Source organism: Virgibacillus sp. 7505 (assembly GCF_002272135.1).
GTDB lineage: Bacteria > Bacillota > Bacilli > Bacillales > Amphibacillaceae > Terribacillus.
In genome coordinates, this window is record NZ_NPBF01000035.1 from 70,928 (window position 1) to 91,199 (window position 20,272).

The following is a 20,272-nucleotide window of genomic DNA, read 5'->3' on the forward strand; positions in this document are numbered from 1 at the left end:
CGCTGGGAGAATCCCCAGCAAAGAAACACCATTTAGAGGTGTTTCTCATTCACTTTCATTATTTCCGCCAAAAAGTCGTACAGTCTGCTTTATCTGTAATATTGAACTCTATCATTCTTTCTAATAATGAATAATTAACTGGCGCATCCCATTTGATACGAACCAGCTGCTTCGTATGGTCATAGCCTGCCTGAATTATGTCGTCAGAAAAATGATCTATTCCTGCCTTTTCCGGAGCAACAGCCAAATGCTGCTTGGCGATGCTAAAGCCAATAATAAATGTGCCATGATCAGTAAACATCGGCTGATTCCAGGCTATTTTCTGTTCCATATTAGGATATTTCTCAGCCACCCATTTCAGCACTTCTTCCGTTCGTTCCCGATGCTGTGGATTGTCAATTTGAGCCAGATAATCTGCGAATGCTATCATTTTACTTACCCCCAAAAAAATTATCGAAGATCTTATTGTATCTCTACTATAACCACAAGCCTAGAAAAAGAAAAGATGACTAGTAATAGAGACTATTCTATTACCGACTTTATGCTAGATGGTTTGAAATCTACCACAGGAAACTACCTACTATACCGATCAGACTGCACACTATACCTAACACTACAAACTTCCGCCCTTTTAGTTTGCCATTCTTAATCTCTCTATGCGCTATGTACGCAATTCCTAGTCCAAATCCACCTAGTGTTGCCCCATTATCCATAAAAATAACTCCTAGAATCGAAAAGATTCCTATAATAAGAGAGAATATAGCTTCATGACAATAAGCTGAATTCCCTGTTTGCTGATTATATTTCTCGATACGCAACATCTTCACCCTACTTAAACTTTCACTATACACTTTCTATTATAAACATTATAAAATATTATCCCTTAACCATATTAAATTCACTATTAATACTTACATTAATTAATTGAAACAGATAACTTGGGTAATATTCTATGGGTAAAGCAAAAGAACACCTCCTTCACAAGAGGTGTTCTCCTAACGTCTATTTAATTAGCCAGTTCGTTTATTTCCTCTTCACTCAACGCCTTCCGATACACGGCAACATCATCCATCTGCCCACCAAAGAACGCATCCGCAGCATACCTGCTCCGTCCTAAATAATTTGTATTTCCGAGAATATCAGATGGGTTAGCCGTTATATTTTCATTAGTTCCCGCAAGCTCTCCATTTACGTACAGCTTTCCGGTATTACCTTCCAATGTCACCGCAAGATGTACCCATTCACCTGCAGCCAATGCACTATCAGCTGTTATGTTCTGGTCAACTCCATTATGAATGGTAAATCGAAGCTTGCCGCTGCCATCAGACGGTGTGAAGAACATGTTTTTGCCGTTGCTTTCGCCAATATCAAAGATTCGCTGCCATGCTGCACCGCCTTGCCAGTTCACCCAGGCGGAGAATGTGAAATCCTCGGTTTGCATTGCGTTTCCTTTCAGCTGCGCTGGCAGATTACTGCCGGAGGAATCAGCCGCTTCCTTACTGCCTGGATCGCTGAAATTATATTGCGCAATTTCCGGCTCAGAGGCCTGTTGCTTTACTTTCACTTGGAATGTTTTCGTATCTTCCTTTTTTCCTGCTTGAATGCTTGCAGTCAGTGTAGCTTCGCCATCTCCGCTTCCTGCTTCTGGCCGGTGTATCGTACCATCCGCCTCGATCACATTTGGATTGGATGACGTCCACTTGATCGTGGATCCATGCGTCCCTTCTGTCGGCAGCTCTATATTCTGAAATAGATTATCGCTGTTTGCGATGCTCAGGTCCTTCTTCACTGCCGCAACGACTTCTTTATCTTTCATGTCTTCCATTCGATTGCCCCAGACGGCGACACCTTTATCAGATAAAGCGGTGAAAGTCGTGTCATATTCCTGTGCTGCTTCATCCCACTGTTTCAAAAAGAATCCATTATACTTCTCGCCGTCAATTGTAAGGGTAATCTCATTATCTTTACCGTACTTCCACTTGCCTTTTACAGCACCTTCGACCTTCCCATTTTCTTTCAGGGTAATCTGCTCTGATACTTTTACATCAGCAGATATATCCTTTCCATGGTTCACATACTGATAGTCACCAGCCATATCCTTGCGCTTCATCTTTGCTTCTTTCTCATTCGTATTACGGGACGGTGCGACGACTGGCCAGCCGTTATCGTTCATATGCATCTGATGGATCCGGACTTCATGCTCCTCACCACGTTCAGGGAAACGAGAATGGAAGATTAAATAGTGGTTCTTCGTTTCCTCATCATAAAAAGCGGTATTATGTCCTGGCGAAACATAGCCGATACCCGGGTCCTGTCCTGGATCACCGACCTTCTTCTCGAATAAGTTATTCCCAAGCAGCTTCACACCGTAAGGTTCAATCGACTTATCATCAAAAAGAGGTAATTTCGGATCTGCCTTCACATCAATCATGTCATTTCCTTCTGCATCGTAAAACGGTCCATCCGGGGACTTAGATCGCGCCACCCGAATATTGTAGCCGCCAATAGCATCCAGCCCACCGAATGATAGGAACATATAATAATAATCTGTTTCTGGGCTGTACATCATAGCTGGTCCTTCAATCCGGCTATGGTTGCCGCCCATCAGCTTCTTCCCATACCCTTGGCCAGGAAGCGGCTTACCTGTCTCTTCATCCATTTCCATAATGAAAATACCGCCAGAGTAAGATCCATACACCATCCACAGCCTGCCATCCTCATCATAGAACACATCCGGATCTACAACATTCGGATGCTTTGTCGCATCATAAATCGTGCCATCCTCACTTGGCTCGTCCCACATACCTGACTTCAGGATGATCCCTGTATCCTTGTATGGACCTTCAATATCATCTGCCACTGCCACACCCATTGCAGAACGCGGTGAGTCCCCTTTACATGCATTGTAATACATATAAAACTTCCCATCCGCCAGCTGAATGACATCCGCAGCCCAAAGGGTATCCGTCTGTGCCCATTCTAGCGTCTCTTTGAGTTCTTCCGTTACATTAGGAATGAGCTTATTCCCATCACGCACACCAGAGTCGACCATTTTCCATTTCATAAGGTCTTTTGTTTTTGCTGCAGCTAGGTGAGAGCCAAAGACATAGTATTGGTCGTCTACTTCAATGAAAGAAGGATCGTGGACAGAGGCATTCTCAAATACAGGTATTTTTTCTTTTCCGCCTTTATCCTTTGCCAGGGTATCCGCGCCTGGTATAGCAGGAATTAGTAATACGGCAGACAGCATCGACGTTACGAGTATATGTTTGTTAGCTTTCATTTCTTTCCTCCTTAATATATGATAACGCTTTCATATAACTAGTTTAAGATTAGGAGGAATAGATAAAGTTGTCAATAAGTATAAAATCCCTGTTTATTAGATAGATTCTTTATTATTCTTATTAAAGAGTCACATATAAGGTATATATAATCAGAACTTATACGTACAAATATTATTGTAAACAAGTTAGTTCAGTATCTTAGGTTCTTAACTCCATCACAGAATCAGAGGAACGCTTTAAAACCACCACCTGATTTTGTGTGGTTAACTGTGAATACGATATAATCTAGTAAAAGGAGAATGATAATTATGGACGGAAATCCAGATGATACTCAACTTATCAATGAACTAGATAGGTCAAAAACAGATGCCTGGACGGAATTAGGGTCTGTTGTAAAAGAAATGACCGCTGAGGATCGTAATGTGGTATGGACAAATGGAGGAAACGAGCGTTCACTAAAATATCCTGCCTATAGTAAACGTATAGAAAAAGCCACGAGTTTGCTATATTCTGTCGGCGCCATAACCCCTTTATACAATTGGAGAAGTAATGGGTTGCCAGACTACTCTCCAGATATCGAGTTAAGTGTTGCAGATGCGATTCGCGCTGCTACATATATTGTGCGTAGCGAAAGATTTGGAGATGGATCCATTGCAAAGGCTGCTGAGATAGGCTTATTTGATAGCATCTTACAGAGCTTGATTAAATGGTACTACGAGAAATGAAAAAGCCTCGATACATGATCGAGGCTTTTTCATTCCAATTGCGTATTCTTCCTAACCACTCCTCCGTTCCACAAGATTAATCCCAACACCCATCGCCACAATTCCTATCAGCAGCATATACAGCAGCGACATCGTGACTTCCTGAAGACCTGCACCGTAAAATACAATCGACATGATTGATTCCATGGCATGTGCTAGCGGGAATAGATCAGCGATGAAAAGTAATACCGGATTCGTAATCGTTCCTGGCATCATATAAGCTCCGCTGACGAGCGGGACCAGGGGAATCAGGGCCGGGTAGATGGCATAAAACTGTTCGGGCGTCTTGACAATGCCGGTAATCAGCATCGCTATGCTGATCATGCCGAAGGTGAAGCATGCGCTAATCAGTATGATCAGCCAAAGATTATCTCCTATATCGTACTTCATGATATATTTAAACACGATCAGCACGATGACGATTTGAAGCATCGTAATCAAAAAGCTATATAGCAAATATCCGGTGTACATACTCGATTTCTTCACCGGTGATAAAATCATCCGATCCCAAATACCAGAAACTCTATCTTGTGTCACATTATTCACTTTGAATCCAATGATGAACATGGAAATCAAGAAGATGAAAGCAAACAGCAGCTGTGTGCGAATGTTGAACTTAGGAATTTGTTCGTCGTCCACGCCTTGCGATTCCAGCTGAAAAGGTGCATCAGCCAGATAGTCTTTCATTTCATTTCGTACATCGCCCTCTTTTTGCGATTCAATTGCTTTGATTTGCGCTTCCTGCTGAAACACGCTTGCCACATGCTGTTCCACATAAGAAACGTTCGGCATTTTCCTCGCGACAAGTAGCTCGTAATCATTTTCACTCAAGCTTACAGCGACATCGCTATTACCATTTCGCACATCTTCCCGCGCTTTCTCCGGATCCACAACTTCAAATTTGAAGGAGTCATTCGTATTCAGCAATGCTTCCCACTTCTCCTCAATTTCCGAAGCATTGGACTTCTCACTGAAAATGGCAACTGTCGTCAGTGATTGGACTCCTCCGCCCAATATAAGCGTAGCGACAATACTTCCTGCGATAAATAACAGAAGGAGCAAAGGATTTCGTTTGTCCTTTAAAAACTGCGCCCATAATACAGATTTCATTGTGCTTTCCCCCTTTTCGGAAACAAAGCTAAACCAATGAAAGTGAATACTAGGAATATGCCGATCAAGAATATGCTTGGCTGGACGATGAAGGAGATGTCTTCAAATTGGACCCATCCTGTCAGCATCTTCAGAAATAGACCGTTCGGAGTCCATTCTCCTATGGACCGCATCCATTCCGGCATCATATAAATCGGAACAAATCCTCCTCCAAGCGTACCAAGAAGCAACAAAATAAACATGAACAATCCATTGGCTGCATCTATATTCGCCATCCGTAATAAGACTACTGTGAAGATAGCCGCCAATCCGGACATTACCAAGGCAAGCAGGACGATCATCACCAAGATACCTCCCCAAAAGCCGAGCGTGCGCCCCGGAAATACATCCAAGATGAAGTGCGACACCATCAAGACAAAGATGATTTGCAGGATCACAAGACAGATCGTCGATACCATCTTACCAATCAGGAACCGCATGGGATGGCTATTGGTCAATAATATTCGATTGAATACTTGGCCCCTGATTTCCAATCCCGTTTTCATAGCCACCGTTGTTACTACGAACAATGCAAATAAAGCTCCCATCGAGATGGTAAAATACTGCGTTAACGTGAAGTTATGCTCCGTGCCTAAATCCTCAAATCCACCTTCCGGGAGCACCACGTCCATATCTGCTCCGCCCGTAATTTCTTGAATCGCAAATTGATGATTTAGTTGGTTGATAAATCCCTGAACGAGCTGCTGCAATGCACTGCTGTCAAGTGTCTCTTCTTCCATCTTATAAACCAGTGATTTGGTTGCAGATTCGTCTGCGAAGCTCGCATATAAACTATCCGCCGTATACCCATCAGGTATGATCAGCATGCCATCAAGTTCGCCTTCTTTCACTTTGTTGGCAGCTTCTTTTTCCTCCAGATGATGAACCGTCATCCAATCTTTTAATTCGTCACTTTCCAGATAATCCGACAGCAGTTGAACAGGCTGGATGCTGCCGGCCGCTTCCACTATCGCATTTGCTTCCTGTTCTCCCAGACCTGCTTCACTGACCAATCTTTCGTTCAGGTCTTCCATAGCCTCTGATTCATCGTCTTGATTCACGATTGCAAGCTGTAAATTCATCGATACCTTGTCATCATCACCAAACAATCCAGCAAAGGCAAAATTCAGTACTACGACCAAAATGATAGGAAGCACCAGGACAGAAAGCAGCTCTTTCCAATCCCGCAAAAAAATCAATAAGTCCTTCTTTATGAAACTTCGCATCCTATCACCCCTTTAATCTCTCAGTGTACGTCCGGTTAAATGAAGGAATACATCTTCCAAACTAGGCGTTTCTGTATGGAAATTAATCAACTGGATATGATGCTGTTCGGTTAGATGAACCAGTTTGCTGATCAAGTTACTGCCTTTAGCTGCGATAATCTTCAGCTGTAACTCAGCTGCTTCAATTTTATGAACCCCTTCAAGCGCCTCTACCTGCTGGACAAAGGCTTCATCTAACTTGCTGACCTCCACTTTTATTTTATCCTCAGTTGATAAAATGCTAAGCAGCTCCTCTTTTGTCCCAGCGGCAATGACTTTGCCATGATCCATGATGTACAATCGATCGCAAAGCTGCTCCACTTCCTCCATATAATGACTCGTGTAAAGAATCGTCGTTCCTTCTTGCTTGTTCAGTGTTCGCACAGCTTCCAAGATATGATTTCTTGACTGCGGATCGATACCGACTGTAGGTTCATCCAAGATAAGAATCTGCGGGCGATGTAATAATGCTGCCGCTATATTAAGCCGGCGCTTCATCCCGCCAGAATACGTCTTCACCATGTCCTTTTTGCGATCTTCCAATCCGACAAACTCCAAAGCCTGCTGAATCGCTTTCTCTAGTTCAGTGCCTTTCAATTTATAAATTGATCCGAAAAACTTCAGATTCTCATAAGCAGATAACTCCTCATACAGCGCCAATTCCTGTGGCACCACACCTGAAACCCTTCTAATTTCACCTGGCTTATCAATCGCGTTCACACCGTTCAACGTAATCCTACCACCCGACGGTTTGATCAAAGTGGAAATCATGGAAATCGTCGTCGATTTGCCCGCTCCATTTGGCCCCAGCAAACCAACCGACTCGCCATCAGCAAGATACAAGTTTAGATCCTGCACAACTTTTTTACCTTTGAAGGACTTGCTTAAGTTGATCGTCTCCAGCATGTTTCTGCCCCCTTTAATGTTGTTACTTGCATCATAAATAAAAAAGACCAAAGCCACTACTGACTATGGTCATTCCGCGATTGGGCATTTGTTACTTTCGTCACTTTTTTATACAAGACGATGACGTATCGCATAAATGGCTAATTGTGTCCGGTCTCTCAATTCCAATTTATCTAAAACATGACTTGTCTGATTCTTGACCGTCCCAACCGACAACCCAAGCCGTTCCGCCACTTCCTTATTATTCAGCCCTTCACCGATACACTTCAATATCGCTCTTTCCCTCGGCGTCAGCGTCGGGTCAATTTGTCTCTCCTCTTGGTTTTGCAGCAGAATCGGCATCACCTTTGAAGCAACCTGATCCTCCAACGACAAGCCGCCGCTCAACGCACTTTTAATGGAACGAATAAGTGAGGCCGTATCTCCGTTTTTCAGCATATAGCCGCTGACTCCCAGCTTCAAAGCATTCAATACATACTCGTTATCATCAAAGGTGGTAAGCATAAGGATTTTAATATGAGGGAAACGCGTGCGTAGGATTTTCGCCGCTTCAATGCCATCCATCACGGGCATACGAATATCCAATATGGCCACATCGAAAATCTGCTTTTCACATAGACTGACTGCTTCTTTTCCATTATCCGCTTCCCCAGTAACGCTAATCTCTTCATCCGTCTCAATCATCGCCTTCAAGCCCTGACGAACCATCACTTGATCTTCAGCCAGCAAAATCTTAATCATTCTCACCGCTCCAGTCTGCTAATCTTATCGTACCTCTCACTAGAAAACGTTGCGCCTCATAATCAATCTCAAGCGTTCCGCCCACTTTTTCTAAACGCTGCCGCATCGCCTTCAACCCATACCCTTCTTGAAAATAGCGATCATGCGGCACAGCATTGATCACCTCAAATCGAAAAATACTGCCGCCAGGAGATTCAAATATCACTTGCGCCTCTCTTGTAGAACTATGCTTCATGATATTCGTCAATGCCTCCTGTACAGCACGATAAATCGCAAATGACTGCTCACCCGTCAACGGAGCAGCAAACGCCCCATGCCTTACCGAAAAATTGATTTTCATAAAGCTCTCTATTTCTAAAGTTCGAATCAGCCGAATCACACCTTGCAGCCCACTTACTTCCCTTTGCTTGAAAGACCTTACCGCCTGCCGTGTCTCCTCCAAGCTCTGTTCAGCCAGCTCCTTCAGCTTCCCGACTGTTTCCTTATCCTTCTCAGCCGCCGTTAGACGAAAAGCTTCAAATTGAAAGAGTAATGCCGTCAGCTTATGCCCAACAGAATCATGAATCTCATGGCCGATCAGCATCCGCTCATCTTGTCTCGCCTGCTGCTCTTCTACAAGTAGTTGTCTTTTCATCTTACGGTATTCTTCAAGTAAGGCTTCATTGCTCATTCGGGCTTCTTTTTCTCGGTTATGTATTACTTGAAAGTATAGCAAAGCAGCTACCAGTAAAAGGTAATATAATGCACACCAGACTAATTGTACGAGAGTCATTGTCGATATCGTTAAAAACACTGCAGCACTCACGAGCTGTACAGCTATTACAATCAAACTTTTAGTTCGAGAAAGATAAAAGACGGCTTCTGCCATTACTAAGGATTGTATGAGGATTGCATATGAGCTTAGTTCGTTATCTACAGGGTAAAAGATGAGGATTGCCATTAAAGATTGAATACAAAATGATAAAGTTTGTAGTAATGGTTTATTGTTAAGGAGCGGCACAATGAATAGTAAGATTATAAAGATACTTATACCTGTCAATTGTCTTGCATTAGGATCTGTAGCAATTCCCCAGAAAGGCAAAACCCAGACAATAAAGTGGATAGCAAGCCAGATAAAATATGTTTTCTTCATAGTTGCATCCCCCCTCTATATGACATTGTTCTATATTATAGATTTCTTTAAAAATTAGCTCTTTTTAGATGTATAAATCATCTCCTTTGTGGTAAAAAAAGTAAAGTCACTACAGAATATAAATTTAAAATAAAAAAGACTGTACCGCTATAGGTACAGTCTTAACTATATTACTTATTCCACCGTTACACTCTTAGCCAAGTTACGTGGCTTATCAACATCAGCGCCGCGTTGTACTGCTGCATAGTAAGCAAGCAATTGAAGCGGAACGACACTTGCAAGTGGTGTTAATAGTTCATGCACTGCTGGGATGACAAATGCATCTTCGTCATGCTCCAGGCCTTTCATGCTGATGAGCAATGTGTTGGCACCGCGTGCGTTTACTTCCTGTACGTTACCACGGATGGAGTGGTTCAGGGAGCTTTGTGTAGCTAGCGCGATTACCGGTGTGCCTTCTTCGATCAAGGCGATTGTGCCGTGCTTCAGTTCTCCTCCAGCGAAACCTTCTGCTTGGATGTAGGAGATTTCTTTCAATTTCAATGAACCTTCGACGCAGACGAAGTAATCGACGCCGCGGCCGATGAAGAAAGCGTTGCGGGATTCACTTAGATAGCTTTGCGCTAGTGTTTCGAATGTTTCTTTTTGGTCTGTCAGTACTTCCATTGCATTTGCAACGATTGCAAGCTCCTGAAGAGGGTTGAAATCAAGTGTGATTTCTTTGCCTTTTGCTGCGTCTACAGCTAGCAATAGCATAACTGCCATCTGTGCTGTATATGCTTTAGTAGAGGCTACCGCGATTTCTGGGCCAGCGTAAAGCGGCAATGTGAAGTCTGCTTCACGAGAAAGGGTGGATCCTGGCACGTTTGTGATGGTAAGTGCTGGGTGTCCGAGTTCTTTGATTTTCACCAATACGGCTCTGCTGTCAGCAGTTTCGCCAGATTGGGAAAGGAATATGAATAATGGCTTCTCAGATAGAAGCGGCATATTATATGCGAATTCACTCGCGATATGCACTTCAACCGGAATTTTAGCCAGGTTTTCGATGAATTGTTTACCGACTAGTCCAGCGTTGTAGCTTGTTCCTGCTGCCACGATGTAAACACGGTCTGCATTTATCATCGCGTTACGGATAGCAGGTTCCATTTTGATTTGTTCCGCTTCATCCTGGTAGTGCTGGATGATTTTACGGATAACGAATGGCTGCTCATCTGTTTCTTTCAGCATGAAGTGATCGTATGTGCCTTTTTCTGTATCAGCTGCATCGATTTCCGTTTTGAAGCTATCGCGCTCTACTGTCGTACCGTCAAGCAGCTGGATTTCCACGCTGTCACGGCGAACGATAACGATTTCTTTGTCACGGATCTCTTTGTACGTATCTGTTTCACGAAGTGTTGCCATCGCGTCACTTGCTACGACGTTGAAGCCTTCGCCGATACCTACAAGCAATGGGCTTTTGTTTTTTGCCACAAAGATTGTTTCTTTATCGTCTTTATCGATCATTGCAAGGGCATAAGAACCAGTAAGCAAGCTGACCGCTTTACGGAATGCTGCTGCTGTATCCCCTGTCTCTTCATACATTTTCTCTACAAGCTGTACAACGATTTCTGTATCGGTATCACTTTTCAATGTTACGTCAGAAAGATACTCTTTACGGATGTCGACATAGTTCTCGATTACACCGTTATGCACAATCGTGAATTTGCCAGAAGCGCTTTGGTGCGGGTGCGCGTTGTCTTCGTTCGGTGCACCATGTGTCGCCCAGCGTGTATGGCCGATTCCCATTGTGGATGAAACGCTGTGATCTACTTTTTCACGCAATGCAGCAATGCGGCCTTTCACTTTGAAAAGGTTCACGCCTTGCTCGTTTTCGATTGCGATACCAGCTGAATCGTATCCGCGATACTCCAGCTTCTCTAGTCCGTTAAGCAATACTTCTTTTGTATCGTTCTGTCCAATATATCCTACAATTCCACACATGTCGTTGTTGTCCTCCTCAAGACTTGGAAGGGGCAAGCGAACGGCCTGCGTTAAAGCCAGGGGCGTTGTTTGCCCCTTTCTCGTTTTATCTATTTTTCACATCTTGTTTTGTCCTTATCCAGAAAGTCACCTCTCTGCTTTCGGTTCTAAAACATGACGACTGAGATGTGTGCAATCGGGAGGCATCCGCCGAATGGTTCGATAAACCTCCACCTCGTCAACTTACCCCACCGCTCGGGATAAGTCCTGGCGCTTTTAATTTGTTATAACCTCTATCCTCACTTTCCTGCTTGAAATGACTAACCTCTTCATTTTACATGAAGGAAATCATGTTGGTCAAATCTTTCTTGCATGTAAATAAAGTATGCGCAAGGGTAGTGTTCCGTTCCCCTGCGCATACATATATTGGTTTTATTTAGTTCCCAGTACTTGTTCGATGACAGACACTACTTTATTTGCGTACTTTTCGCAGTCTTCCTTAGTCGGTGCTTCCACCATTACACGTACAAGGGATTCCGTACCGGAAGGTCTTACTAGAACGCGCCCTTGATCGCCTAGCTCCTGCTCAACTTCTGCGATGGAGTCAAGGATTTGCTGGTTCACAAGTGCCTCCTGTTTATCTGTTACCGGCACATTTATCAAGATTTGCGGGAAGATCTCTACTTCTTCAGCAAGCTCGGACAGCTTCTTGCCTGTTTCTTTCATAACATTGATCAGCTGCAATGCTGCGAGCATCCCATCACCAGTTGTCATGTAATCCAGGAAGATGATATGACCGGATTGCTCACCGCCAAGATTGAAATCACCGCGGCGCATTTCTTCCATCACATATCTGTCGCCGACAGCTGTCTTGTTGCTCTTGATATTATGCTTATCCAGCGCACGGTAGAAGCCGATATTACTCATGACGGTCGATACAACTGTGTTGTGGCGCAAACGTCCATGATCGTTCAGGAATTTAGCACAGATGTACATGATCTTGTCACCATCGACGATTTGTCCTTTTTCATCGATTGCGATCAATCTGTCACCATCACCATCGAAGGCAAGTCCGACATCTGCTTCTTTTTCCAGAAGGAAATCACGCAATGTTTCTGGATGCGTGGACCCGACGTTTTTATTGATATTCAATCCATCAGGCGATGAACCGATCGAAGAGATATCCGCTTCCAGATCCGCAAACAAGTGAGTCGCAATGGAAGAAGTTGCTCCATGGGCACTGTCAATCGCAATGTGAAGCCCTTCGAAATCGTTATCGATCGTACCTTTCAAGTATTGAATATACTTTTGGCCGCCTTCGAAATAATCATTGATCTGACCTAGGTCAGCTCCGGATGGACGAGGCAGTTCATCTGTCTCTGCATCGATCAACTGCTCAATTTCGTTCTCCTGCTCATCAGAAAGCTTGAAGCCATCAGGACCGAAGAACTTGATTCCGTTATCCTGTACAGGGTTATGGGATGCAGAAATCATAATACCTGCAGCTGCTCCCATATTCTTTGTAAGATAAGCAACACCTGGTGTACTGATGACACCGACGCGCATTACCTCAGCTCCGATGGACAGGAGGCCCGCAACTAGCGCTCCTTCAAGCATTTCACCAGAAATACGTGTATCCCTGCCGATCATCACTTTTGGTCTGTCTTCACTTGTCTTTGTCAGCACATAGCCGCCATATCTGCCTAGCTTGAAGGCCAGCTCCGGGGTGAGCTCCTCATTCGCAATCCCCCTGACGCCGTCCGTTCCAAAATATTTTCCCATTGTTACCTCTCCTTCACATGGCTCACAGTCACTGTGTCTGTGTATCTGTATTCGTATCTTCTTCACTCGTTGCATTTTCTGCGGATTGAACAGTTATTGTGGCTTCCTCCTGGCTCGGGGTAAGCTCGATGTTCTGAGGTCCTGATACATCGATCTGGACTGTCTGCTCCCCTTCTTCCAGGCCGCTTCCATCAATTGTCGCCGTAATATCGTCAGCCGACAAGCCTTCGATTTCACTCTGTGCTCCACTTACTGTTACATCAATCTGCTCATTCTGTGGATCTGTAAGCGTTGCTTCCAGATCATCGGGCAGGTCTTCGATTGTAACCGGAACATTCTCGATTGTCGTCTCGCTCGTTTCTTCCAGCTCGATATCGACTGATACCTGCTCGTCACTTGCTGAGCGTACATTATCCGGCAGCCGCAAGTCCGCATCTATCGTCTGGTTCTCAGTCACCTTGGACAAATCAATCTCTTCGGTACTGATCGAATCGATACCATCCAATGTATCCTGAGGTGCATAGATGGTCACTTCCTGTTTTTCAGGTGTGAGCGAAGCAACGGATACATCATCTGGCGCTTGCCCTTTTGTCTTTACTTCTACAGGGACAGTCTTGCTCGGATTGCTCACCTGCACCGAAACTTCGACTGTTTCCGGCTGTACATTCACACTCAGCTCATTCCCCTGGGCGTCATATACTTTTACAGGCGCTTCCCTGCTATTAATGTCAGCATCGATATCTGTCAGATCCACATAAGCACGCACACTGGCAATTTGGTCGATGACCTCTTGTGTACTTACGATTGAAACCGTCTGAGGTTCCACAGTGGAGCTATCAACTTGGAATCCTGCTGCCATTTGGTCTTCATTGGTATAGCCTACGTTTACGTTAAATTGCTGTGAAGCTTTTTCTTGAATCGTCACCTCAATCGAGGCTGGCTGCATATATACCTGCAGATTGTCCGAGACATTTTCGTAATGCAGCTTCACTGTATGCGTGCCGGTATCCAGATCTCTCAGATCGACATACGCTTCATAGTTCTTCTGCTGTATCGCTGCTGTTACATCACTTGCCGGTCCGACAAGCTGCATCGATACATACTCCGGTACGCCGCTGACGACATATTTGGAATCATCAATCCTGATGCCGACAGGCGCATCCACTGTGTTTGTTTCATCCGAGCTGGTGATCGGAACCTCACCCGCACGGTTATCTACGTCCGATTCCGCACTCACATAGGCATAGAGAAGGACAGCAAACACAAGCGATACAACACGCAATGTCCACGGACTCTTCAGCCATTTATCCATTCCTACCCCTCCATCTTCTCGCCTTGGAACCGGAAGCTGGCACGCCTACTTCTCTATCGAGGATCTCTTTCAAAGCATCTGGCGTGATGTCACGGAACAACTCTCCGTTCTTCGTACAGGAAATCGCCCCTGTCTCCTCTGAAACGATGATTGTCAGTGCATCTGTCACTTCACTGATTCCCATAGCCGCCCGGTGACGCGTCCCAAGTTCCTTGGAAATGAACGGACTCTCCGATAGCGGCAGATAGCAGGCAGCCGCTGCAATCTGGTTTTCTTTCAGAATGACAGCTCCGTCATGCAATGGCGTATTCGGGACGAAAATATTCGTGAGCAGTTCGAATGTCAGGTGACCATTCACCGGAATTCCTGTCTCGATATAATCTCCCATGCCTGTCTCGCGTTCAATCGTGATCAGCGCACCGATTCGCCGCTTCGCCATGTAATTACAGGACTTTACGATCGCTTCTATGTTCTTATTCGTTTGTTCTTCCTCCGATCGCACGTTCCGGGAGAAGAAGCTGCCTCGTCCGAGCTGCTCCAAAGCACGCCTGATCTCCGGCTGGAACAAAACGACAATGGCCACGAATCCCCACGTAATCGCCTGCGAGCTCAGGAAGGCGAGCATCGGGAAGTCGAGTATCTGCTCACTGCTCAAAAAAGCGATTATAACAACGATGAAGATCCCCTTCAGCAGCTGAATCGCTTTCGTTCCCCTTATGAGCATTAAGACTTTGTAGAAAATGAACCATACTGCTGCAATGTCCACGATAATCCGCAGTATGGATAATATAGAAAGTTCACTTAATCCCCCAAACATGGATACACGTCCTTTTATATATGAATAGCTCGAATTTCTTCGTTCATTATAGCACAGTTCCCCTATAGCAGTCGCTTACCAGCAGGGTGTGTATGTAAACCTTACTGTCCCCTGTTATCTTAACGTAATACGGGCTTGTTCCGCCAATAATTTAAGGGTAAAAAAAGAGAGCCCTTTTACAAGCAGCTCAACATAGTCTTATTAGAAAGTAACCAATTCTTTTATATGGTACCAGGCCCAGCCGAATATCCGGTCAATTTCCTGATATTCACCTGATATATTCTCAACAGAAGCCATATTCACATTAGCACCAGGATCTTCGACGAGGTCGCCATTGATGATGGTGACATCGCCATCCACCTGACCCCTTATATCCAAATCACCGTTTTCGACAACCAGGTCCCCCTTGACTGTGACGCCCTCCGGTACAATGACGAGATCATTCTCTACTATCAAACCCTCTTGCTTCGATACACTTACACTGCTATCACTATTCCAAGCAGATAATCCGCTTGTGAACATGAATAGGAAGAATACCGCAGCAGCTGTGATGACAGGGTGCGTACGGAACCATCTCATATATCCGACGCGCTTCTTTTCTTTCGGCAAGTTCGCCATGACACTGGCGGTGAAGCCGGCCGGTGCACTCAACTCATAGGCAGCGCCGCTAAGCAGGCTTTCCGTCTGTTTGAGCTCACGGTAATGCTGATTACAATCTGGGCAGGTCTTCAGGTGCTCCCGAAGCTGCTGTGCTTCTTCCTCCGAAGCATCTCCATCCAGATACAGATGCATAAGCGCAAGGCTTTCTTCGCAATTCATGTGTTACCCCCCTTTATACGTGGCGCAGTTTTTTCCGTAGTAGCTCTCTGCCACGGTGGATACGCGTCTTCACTGTCCCAAGCGGCAGGTCCAGTATTTCGCCGATCTCCGCTAATGATAAATCATCCAGGAACCGCAATACGATAACACTGCGGTACTTTGGCGGAAGGGAAAGTATTTCTTTGTGGATATAACTCTGCAGCTCCATGCTTTCGACTTCTTCCTCAGGCAGTGCCTGATCAGCCGCCAGCTGAGAATACATATCCAATCCTTCTGTTCCCTTCACCTCGGCATCCAGATGGAAATCCGGCTTTTTCTTCCGCAGACGGTCGATACTCAGGTTCGTTGCGATCCGGTAAAGCCATGTGGAGAATTTCCGGTTCTCGTCAAAAGAATGGATGTTGGTATACGCACGGATAAACGCCTCTTGGGCGATATCCTGCGCTTCGTGGCTGTCCCCGACCATTCGGTATACGATATGGTACACCTTGTTCTGATAAAAGGAAACAATTTCCTCGAAGGCCGCATGATCACCCTTCTTGACGTTTTTTATATGATATTTTATGATGTTCTCCATGAAAATCCTCCCGCCTAACTGCGGCTTCTTGATAACGAATGACGTTCCGAAAAGGTTTCACTTTCCCAAAAAAATATCTTATTTCAAACCTTAAAGTGGGCCAGCAACAGTTTTTTCTTGTTTTTTATATTTTTTTTAAAAAATGACGTTTTAAATAAAAGAGCAAAGGGTAATCTTATCAGCAAATAGTATATCAGATTCTGGAGGTCAAAATGGTTACATTAGACAATCTTTTGGAAAAAATCGAACAGACGCGCAATCATATGCTAAACCTTTCACGCCGCATGCCACTTACATCCGAAGCAGTTGTCACAGCAAGCGTACAGCTGGATGATCTATTGAATGAATATGAAAAACAGAGAAAAAACATGTAGTGCCAATTAACAGCCTGTAAGGGAAGCTGTTAATTTTTTTTGCATAAAAAAAGCACGTACACGAGGTACGCACTTTCTATTAATGGCGATCTTCTGCCCAAGCACCTTGTTTAAGGAAGTAAGCTTTCACATCGTTATGAAAACCGACACTCGCCTCAAGCGGGAAAGCATCCCCGCCTGCTCGCTTGTAGCAGTCAGCAAACCAGGCAATCATCACCTGTTCATCCGCTTTATCCACAGCGTCCTCCTGCAGTTCACGGAAAGCTTCGAATCCATCAGAAGCCGTATCCGGCAGCTGGAAGTACGGAATCTCCTCTGCCACTTCTTCACTTCCTCCAGCGTATTTATCGCCCATTTCATCATAATAGCGTTCATTACCATCTGCATCGAGTGCATAATACATGATTGTCAGCTCAAAAGCCATCGGCTCCTTGAACATACGAAAAGCAATTTTCTCCACTTCCGGGAGGAACGGCAGCTGGAAAATCTGCTTCAATTCGTTTATTACATCCTCCGAATGCTTCTCCAAGGTGACACTCACTGCCTCCGTATAATCTTGTATGGTAAACAAAGCGTTACCCCTCCTTCTTACTCTCGCTCTACTTTACCATACAGGAGTGAAAGAACGCATCAAGCAAGCGTCTTACCCTTCGTTTCTTCTCCAAGGAGCCAAACTGCCGCTGCAGCAACGAGAACTGTTACACAGAATAGAAGGAAAACAGTGCTGACAGATATACCTAACGCGCCTCGATATCCAATCAGCAATGGCCCCAGGATTCCACCGATCCTCCCGGCAGTTGCTGCGATTCCCGAGCCTGTTGCACGGATGGCAGTAGGATACTGCTCAGGGGTATAAGCGTATAAAATACCGTAAGCTCCCAGATTGAAGAACGAAAGCAGCATGCCCGCCGTCAGCAGCATGCCTGCTGACTCCGCATTGCCGAACAGCACTGCGCTGATGGCCGTACCTACCAGATAAATGATAAGTATCGGCTTCCTGCCCACCTTCTCAATCAGCCAAGCAGCAGAGAAGTAACCTGGCAGCTGGGCGAGTGTCATGATCAAGACGTACTCGAAGCTCCGCACCATATCGAATCCTTTTTCTACCATTACGCTCGGCAGCCACAGAAACATGCCATAGTAGCTGAGCATAATGCAGAACCAAACAATCCAGAGCATCAGGCTCCGTTTAGCAAATCCTTTCGCCAGCAATTGACGGATACCCGACATGACAGAAGTTTTTTGTTTCAGCTTCGTATAAGACGGTGAATCCGGCAGATTCTTACGAAGAAAGACCGCGAATAACGCAGGTATAGCTGTCAGCAAGAGAGCAACTCTCCAGCCGTAATCCGGGATGACGAAGTAAGAGATAATTGCCGCAAGCAGCCAGCCGACAGCCCAGAAGCTCTCCAGCAGCACGACCATGCGTCCCCGTCTCTCTGGTGCTACTGACTCCGACACTAATGTAGATGCAACCGGCAGCTCCCCGCCGAGTCCTGCACCGATAAAGAAGCGCAGCACAACGAAAATAAAGTAAGAAGCTGCCAAAGCAGATAATCCGCTCGCTATGGAGAAAATCAAAATCGTGATCATAAAGACCGTCCGCCGGCCTATACGGTCCGCCATAATTCCGAATACAAATGCCCCAACAGCCATTCCGATGCTATTGATACTGCCAATCCAGCCCGCTTGCTGGGATGATAATCCCCAGTCCAATGTCAGCGCCGTAATAATAAAAGATAAAATACCAACATCCATTGCATCAAACAACCAGCCTGTTCCGACAATCCCGAGCAGTTTTCGTTCTGAAATCGGTTTAGTTGTTTTATGACCTGCTACTGTTCGTTCCATTCCAGCACCTCTGTGAAAAGTATTATGTGACACATCAAGTTTACAGGTGTCTTGACACTTTGTAAATCAGTTACAGCGGTATTTTTACCTAAAATAGCAGCAGCCATGAAAAAAGCTGCCTTACTCGGCAGCTTTTGCAGCAGATAATGAAGTTTTAGGTGCAGCAGCTTGATACCATTGCCAGCATAAAATGACGATTATAGTGAGATCGATCAGATCACCGCCATAGTACATTAACATTGCTGCCTGCTGTGCATCTGCAGGAGCTATGCCCATAGGCGGATTCGCGTACAAATACTTCGACAGTATGCCGTGTCCTGCAAGGGCAAAGACAAATACGATCACCCGGTAAAGATAGCTCTTCCGGTATGGGACGGGATCTGTATACAACATAGCCAGCGTGAATAAATATCCCGCAGCAAATACATGCAGATGAACCAGCATCGAAACCACGGCTGATTCATGCATGAGATGGAATAGGTGCGTTGTATAGAGAAGCCATAGACCTCCGATATTCAGTACGGCTGCAGTGATCGGATGAATGAGGAAACGTGCATATCTGCTGCGAAAAACACGGGAGACTGACCTTGCTCCCGATTGCGAAAGCGCGCGCAGGAGCAAGGTTACAGGCTGCGATAAGACGAGCAGCAAGGGAGCAAGCATCCCGAGCAGCAAATGCCCAATCATATGATAGACAAAGCTATGATGCGCATGCATGGCTATTGGCCCTGCAACAGCCTGAAGGCCGATTACAATGCCGCTTACAAATAACACAAGCTTGCGCAGCGGCCAGGTTTTGAAGCGCTTCGCAGAATACTTCATTGCCAGCAGATAAGACAGTATACAGCAGGAGGCTATAATCAGAGCTAATCTTTCAACGTACATGCTCTTTCCCCCTCGAAAGACGGATACACCAAATACCCGCTGCTATCAACAGGACAGCGATGATGTTCCAAACCAAGTCATAATAGAAGATATCGACTCCATAACGAATCTGGTGAATGCGGAACAACTTATGCTGAATCAGGCCATCATACAGCTGGAAGACACCACTTCCCACCAAAACAGCACCACTCCATCTAAGCGGAATAAGACCTCTGCGTCTGCGAAGATCAGCAAAAAGGAACAATCCTCCAACCGTCGCAAACCAGCTCAGCGCATGAAAGAAACCATCCGATACAAGCCCCAAAGTCGTAGAAGACAAATCGTAAAAATGATGCCAATGCAAAAGCTGATGAAACACAGCTTCATCGATGAATGCAACCAGACCAACACCGAACATAAATCCAGAAAAGATATTCCTGCGTTTATATGTAGATCTATCCTCCATTCGTATCCTCCTACCAAAAGACTTTTATCTAAACTGTTTCCCGATTGGCTTAAGAATAAACAAAAAAGGCATAGGAGATTTACTCCTATGCCTTAAAATGAAAAAAAACCGCCCAGATGGACGATTTTTCATATGAGTGGAGCCTAGCGGGATCGAACCGCTGACCTCCTGCGTGCAAGGCAGGCGCTCTCCCAGCTGAGCTAAGGCCCCATT

General features: G+C 45.1%; 19 protein-coding genes and 1 tRNA gene. 2 read left to right on the forward strand and 18 right to left on the reverse strand.

Annotation, left to right across the window (positions count from 1 at the left end):
• Positions 1–58 precede the first annotated feature (58 nt).
• A complete protein-coding gene (locus CHH91_RS16445; protein ID WP_095224532.1) occupies positions 59–430 on the reverse strand; it encodes an iron chaperone in 372 nt (123 codons plus the stop codon).
• Between the two features lie 576 nt (positions 431–1,006).
• Positions 1,007–3,283 (reverse strand): arabinan endo-1,5-alpha-L-arabinosidase AbnB, encoded by a 2,277-nt coding sequence (gene abnB / locus CHH91_RS16450; RefSeq protein WP_095224533.1) that lies wholly within the window; start codon positions 3,281–3,283, stop codon positions 1,007–1,009.
• Between the two features lie 309 nt (positions 3,284–3,592).
• Here abnB and CHH91_RS16455 point away from each other — a divergent pair, with 309 nt between their 5' ends.
• Entirely contained in the window at positions 3,593–4,009 is a 417-nt protein-coding gene (locus CHH91_RS16455) for a DUF6508 domain-containing protein (protein WP_095224534.1), read from the forward strand.
• A 51-nt stretch (positions 4,010–4,060) separates the two neighbouring features.
• On the opposite strand, the gene CHH91_RS16460 is transcribed toward CHH91_RS16455, so the two are convergent.
• From CHH91_RS16460 to sigW, 11 genes are all read right to left on the reverse strand, one after another.
• Complete coding sequence (locus CHH91_RS16460; protein ID WP_095224535.1) at positions 4,061–5,158, reverse strand: ABC transporter permease; 1,098 nt, start codon at positions 5,156–5,158, stop codon at positions 4,061–4,063.
• A complete protein-coding gene (locus tag CHH91_RS16465; RefSeq protein ID WP_095224536.1) occupies positions 5,155–6,423 on the reverse strand; it encodes an ABC transporter permease in 1,269 nt (422 codons plus the stop codon). Before CHH91_RS16465 ends, CHH91_RS16460 begins: the two co-directional genes overlap by 4 nt.
• Before the next feature lie 12 nt (positions 6,424–6,435).
• Positions 6,436–7,368 (reverse strand): ABC transporter ATP-binding protein, encoded by a 933-nt coding sequence (locus CHH91_RS16470; protein WP_095224537.1) that lies wholly within the window; start codon positions 7,366–7,368, stop codon positions 6,436–6,438.
• A 108-nt stretch (positions 7,369–7,476) separates the two neighbouring features.
• On the reverse strand, positions 7,477–8,109 hold the full coding sequence (locus tag CHH91_RS16475; RefSeq protein ID WP_095224538.1) for a response regulator: 633 nt from the start codon (positions 8,107–8,109) through the stop codon (positions 7,477–7,479).
• Positions 8,102–9,241 carry a sensor histidine kinase gene (locus tag CHH91_RS16480; protein WP_095224539.1) on the reverse strand — a complete coding sequence of 380 codons (1,140 nt, stop codon included), beginning with the start codon at positions 9,239–9,241 and terminating at the stop codon, positions 8,102–8,104. Before CHH91_RS16480 ends, CHH91_RS16475 begins: the two co-directional genes overlap by 8 nt.
• Before the next feature lie 174 nt (positions 9,242–9,415).
• A complete protein-coding gene (gene glmS / locus CHH91_RS16485) occupies positions 9,416–11,218 on the reverse strand; it encodes a glutamine--fructose-6-phosphate transaminase (isomerizing) (protein WP_095224540.1) in 1,803 nt (600 codons plus the stop codon).
• A gap of 411 nt (positions 11,219–11,629) precedes the next feature.
• The gene (gene glmM / locus CHH91_RS16490; RefSeq protein ID WP_095224541.1) at positions 11,630–12,979 is read right to left on the reverse strand and encodes a phosphoglucosamine mutase; all 1,350 of its coding nucleotides are present in this window, start codon (positions 12,977–12,979) and stop codon (positions 11,630–11,632) included.
• Between the two features lie 28 nt (positions 12,980–13,007).
• Positions 13,008–14,291, reverse strand: a complete 1,284-nt coding sequence (locus CHH91_RS16495; RefSeq protein WP_095224542.1) for a CdaR family protein — start codon at positions 14,289–14,291, stop codon at positions 13,008–13,010.
• Positions 14,284–15,108 (reverse strand): diadenylate cyclase CdaA, encoded by an 825-nt coding sequence (gene cdaA / locus CHH91_RS16500; RefSeq protein WP_095224543.1) that lies wholly within the window; start codon positions 15,106–15,108, stop codon positions 14,284–14,286. The genes CHH91_RS16495 and cdaA overlap by 8 nt, the downstream gene beginning before the upstream one ends.
• Positions 15,109–15,309: 201 nt before the next feature.
• A complete protein-coding gene (locus CHH91_RS16505) occupies positions 15,310–15,927 on the reverse strand; it encodes a zf-HC2 domain-containing protein (RefSeq protein ID WP_095224544.1) in 618 nt (205 codons plus the stop codon).
• Between the two features lie 13 nt (positions 15,928–15,940).
• Positions 15,941–16,504 carry an RNA polymerase sigma factor SigW gene (gene sigW / locus CHH91_RS16510; protein WP_095220470.1) on the reverse strand — a complete coding sequence of 188 codons (564 nt, stop codon included), beginning with the start codon at positions 16,502–16,504 and terminating at the stop codon, positions 15,941–15,943.
• 212 nt (positions 16,505–16,716) lie between these two features.
• Between sigW and CHH91_RS16515 the strand changes: the two genes are divergently transcribed.
• Positions 16,717–16,878 (forward strand): aspartyl-phosphate phosphatase Spo0E family protein, encoded by a 162-nt coding sequence (locus tag CHH91_RS16515; protein ID WP_095224545.1) that lies wholly within the window; start codon positions 16,717–16,719, stop codon positions 16,876–16,878.
• Between the two features lie 79 nt (positions 16,879–16,957).
• On the opposite strand, the gene CHH91_RS16520 is transcribed toward CHH91_RS16515, so the two are convergent.
• The 5 genes from CHH91_RS16520 to CHH91_RS16540 all read right to left on the reverse strand — a co-directional run bounded on the left by CHH91_RS16520 (position 16,958) and on the right by CHH91_RS16540 (position 20,269).
• Entirely contained in the window at positions 16,958–17,449 is a 492-nt protein-coding gene (locus CHH91_RS16520; protein ID WP_095224546.1) for a hypothetical protein, read from the reverse strand.
• 59 nt (positions 17,450–17,508) lie between these two features.
• Complete coding sequence (locus tag CHH91_RS16525) at positions 17,509–18,729, reverse strand: MFS transporter (RefSeq protein ID WP_095224547.1); 1,221 nt, start codon at positions 18,727–18,729, stop codon at positions 17,509–17,511.
• Positions 18,730–18,849: 120 nt separating this feature from the next.
• Positions 18,850–19,614, reverse strand: a complete 765-nt coding sequence (locus CHH91_RS16530; RefSeq protein WP_095224548.1) for a cytochrome c oxidase assembly protein — start codon at positions 19,612–19,614, stop codon at positions 18,850–18,852.
• Positions 19,604–20,059 (reverse strand): DUF2243 domain-containing protein, encoded by a 456-nt coding sequence (locus CHH91_RS16535; RefSeq protein ID WP_095224549.1) that lies wholly within the window; start codon positions 20,057–20,059, stop codon positions 19,604–19,606. The genes CHH91_RS16530 and CHH91_RS16535 overlap by 11 nt, the downstream gene beginning before the upstream one ends.
• Before the next feature lie 137 nt (positions 20,060–20,196).
• A tRNA-Ala gene (locus CHH91_RS16540) sits at positions 20,197–20,269 on the reverse strand.
• Between the last annotated feature and the right edge of the window lie 3 nt (positions 20,270–20,272).

What these genes read in the sequence shown, in the direction of transcription:
- CHH91_RS16445 (WP_095224532.1), bottom strand. Translation starts at nt 430, where the DNA reads ATGATAGCATTCGCAGATTATCTGGCTCAAATTGACAATCCACAGCAT.
- abnB (WP_095224533.1), bottom strand. Translation starts at nt 3,283, where the DNA reads ATGAAAGCTAACAAACATATACTCGTAACGTCGATGCTGTCTGCCGTA.
- CHH91_RS16455 (WP_095224534.1), top strand. Translation starts at nt 3,593, where the DNA reads ATGGACGGAAATCCAGATGATACTCAACTTATCAATGAACTAGATAGG.
- CHH91_RS16460 (WP_095224535.1), bottom strand. Translation starts at nt 5,158, where the DNA reads ATGAAATCTGTATTATGGGCGCAGTTTTTAAAGGACAAACGAAATCCT.
- CHH91_RS16465 (WP_095224536.1), bottom strand. Translation starts at nt 6,423, where the DNA reads ATGCGAAGTTTCATAAAGAAGGACTTATTGATTTTTTTGCGGGATTGG.
- CHH91_RS16470 (WP_095224537.1), bottom strand. Translation starts at nt 7,368, where the DNA reads ATGCTGGAGACGATCAACTTAAGCAAGTCCTTCAAAGGTAAAAAAGTT.
- CHH91_RS16475 (WP_095224538.1), bottom strand. Translation starts at nt 8,109, where the DNA reads ATGATTAAGATTTTGCTGGCTGAAGATCAAGTGATGGTTCGTCAGGGC.
- CHH91_RS16480 (WP_095224539.1), bottom strand. Translation starts at nt 9,241, where the DNA reads ATGAAGAAAACATATTTTATCTGGCTTGCTATCCACTTTATTGTCTGG.
- glmS (WP_095224540.1), bottom strand. Translation starts at nt 11,218, where the DNA reads ATGTGTGGAATTGTAGGATATATTGGACAGAACGATACAAAAGAAGTA.
- glmM (WP_095224541.1), bottom strand. Translation starts at nt 12,979, where the DNA reads ATGGGAAAATATTTTGGAACGGACGGCGTCAGGGGGATTGCGAATGAG.
- CHH91_RS16495 (WP_095224542.1), bottom strand. Translation starts at nt 14,291, where the DNA reads ATGGATAAATGGCTGAAGAGTCCGTGGACATTGCGTGTTGTATCGCTT.
- cdaA (WP_095224543.1), bottom strand. Translation starts at nt 15,108, where the DNA reads ATGTTTGGGGGATTAAGTGAACTTTCTATATTATCCATACTGCGGATT.
- CHH91_RS16505 (WP_095224544.1), bottom strand. Translation starts at nt 15,927, where the DNA reads ATGAATTGCGAAGAAAGCCTTGCGCTTATGCATCTGTATCTGGATGGA.
- sigW (WP_095220470.1), bottom strand. Translation starts at nt 16,504, where the DNA reads ATGGAGAACATCATAAAATATCATATAAAAAACGTCAAGAAGGGTGAT.
- CHH91_RS16515 (WP_095224545.1), top strand. Translation starts at nt 16,717, where the DNA reads ATGGTTACATTAGACAATCTTTTGGAAAAAATCGAACAGACGCGCAAT.
- CHH91_RS16525 (WP_095224547.1), bottom strand. Translation starts at nt 18,729, where the DNA reads ATGGAACGAACAGTAGCAGGTCATAAAACAACTAAACCGATTTCAGAA.
- CHH91_RS16530 (WP_095224548.1), bottom strand. Translation starts at nt 19,614, where the DNA reads ATGTACGTTGAAAGATTAGCTCTGATTATAGCCTCCTGCTGTATACTG.
- CHH91_RS16535 (WP_095224549.1), bottom strand. Translation starts at nt 20,059, where the DNA reads ATGGAGGATAGATCTACATATAAACGCAGGAATATCTTTTCTGGATTT.